At 58.5% G+C, this 1,391-nt stretch carries 2 protein-coding genes and 1 pseudogene; all 3 read left to right on the top strand.

Going from position 1 to position 1,391, the window contains the following annotated elements; translation table 11 throughout:
* The coding region (locus B2T33_RS14820) for a 3-isopropylmalate dehydratase large subunit (RefSeq protein WP_286792453.1) at nucleotides 1-950 on the top strand (950 nt) is incomplete at its 5' end.
* Between the two features lie 12 nt (nucleotides 951-962).
* Entirely contained in the window at nucleotides 963-1,151 is a 189-nt protein-coding gene (locus B2T33_RS14815) for a hypothetical protein (RefSeq protein WP_008889810.1), read from the top strand.
* Between the two features lie 4 nt (nucleotides 1,152-1,155).
* A pseudogene (locus tag B2T33_RS14810) lies at nucleotides 1,156-1,391 on the top strand (3-isopropylmalate dehydratase small subunit); the annotation flags it as partial.

Below are 1,391 nucleotides of genomic sequence, written 5' to 3'. Positions count from 1 at the left end.
ACGTTCTGGCCACCCAGACGCTGGTTCAGAAACCGGCCAAGAACATGCTGGTCAAGGTCGAAGGCGATCTGCATCCGGGTGTAACCGCCAAGGACATCACCCTTGCGATCATCGGTCGCATCGGCACTGCTGGCGGCACCGGCTATGTCATCGAATATGCTGGCTCTGCCATCCGTTCGCTGTCGGTTGAAGGCCGCATGACGGTCTGCAACATGTCGATCGAAGGCGGCGCACGCGCTGGCCTGATCGCGCCGGACGAGAAAACTTTTGAATATATCAAGGGCCGCCCGATGGCACCGAAAGGTGCCGCGTTCGAGCAGGCTGTTGAATACTGGAAGACCCTGCCGTCTGACGAAGGCGCACATTACGACAAGATTGTCGAAATCGATGCCGCCGAAATCGTCCCGCAGGTGACCTGGGGCACCAGCCCGGAAGACGTCGTTCCGGTTACCGGCACCGTTCCGTTCCCGTCTGACGGCAAGGATGCTGGCAAGCAAAAGGCCATTGCCCGTTCGCTGGAATATATGGGTCTGACCGCCGGCACCCCGATCGAGGAAATCAAGATCGACCGCGTCTTTATCGGTTCTTGCACCAACGGTCGTATCGAAGACCTGCGTGCTGTTGCCGAAGTCGCTAAGGGCCGCAAGGTTGCAGAGACCGTCAATGCCATGATCGTTCCGGGCTCCGGCCTTGTGAAAGAACAGGCAGAGGCAGAAGGCCTGCATGAGATCTTCATCGAAGCAGGCTTTGACTGGCGTGAGCCGGGCTGCTCGATGTGTCTGGCGATGAACCCGGACCGTCTGGCCCCGGGCGAGCGTTGCGCTTCGACCTCGAACCGTAACTTCGAAGGCCGTCAGGGCCGTGGTGGTCGTACCCACCTCGTCAGCCCGGCCATGGCAGCTGCGGCTGCGATCACCGGTCATCTGACCGACATTCGCAAACTCGGTTAAGGAAGGTTCCCCATGGCCGATCACACATTGATCAATTTCCGCGAAAGTGCCCCTCGTCTGGGCCGCGCACCGGTGCTTGAGCACCTCCTGCCGCAACTGACCGGCATCAACCTGCCGGACTTCGTGGCACAGGAACTCGACGCGACCGAAGAATTGATCGAAGCACTCGGTCTGGCCTGGGAAACTGGAAGCAAGGGATAAGATAATGGAAAAATTCACCAAGCTCACCGGTGTTGCAGCACCGCTGCCGATGATCAATGTCGATACCGACATGATCATTCCCAAACAGTTCCTCAAAACCATCAAACGTTCGGGCCTTGGCAAGAACCTGTTTGATGAAATGCGCTATGACGACAACGGCAACGAGATCCCCGATTTCGTGCTGAACAAGCCCGCCTATCGCAACGCGCAGATCCTGGTCGCGGGCGACAATTTCGGCTG

The sequence above is a fragment of the Thalassospira sp. UBA4513 genome (assembly GCF_002388495.1).
GTDB lineage: Bacteria > Pseudomonadota > Alphaproteobacteria > Rhodospirillales > Thalassospiraceae > Thalassospira > Thalassospira tepidiphila.
This window is presented reverse-complemented; position numbering and strand designations above follow the sequence as displayed.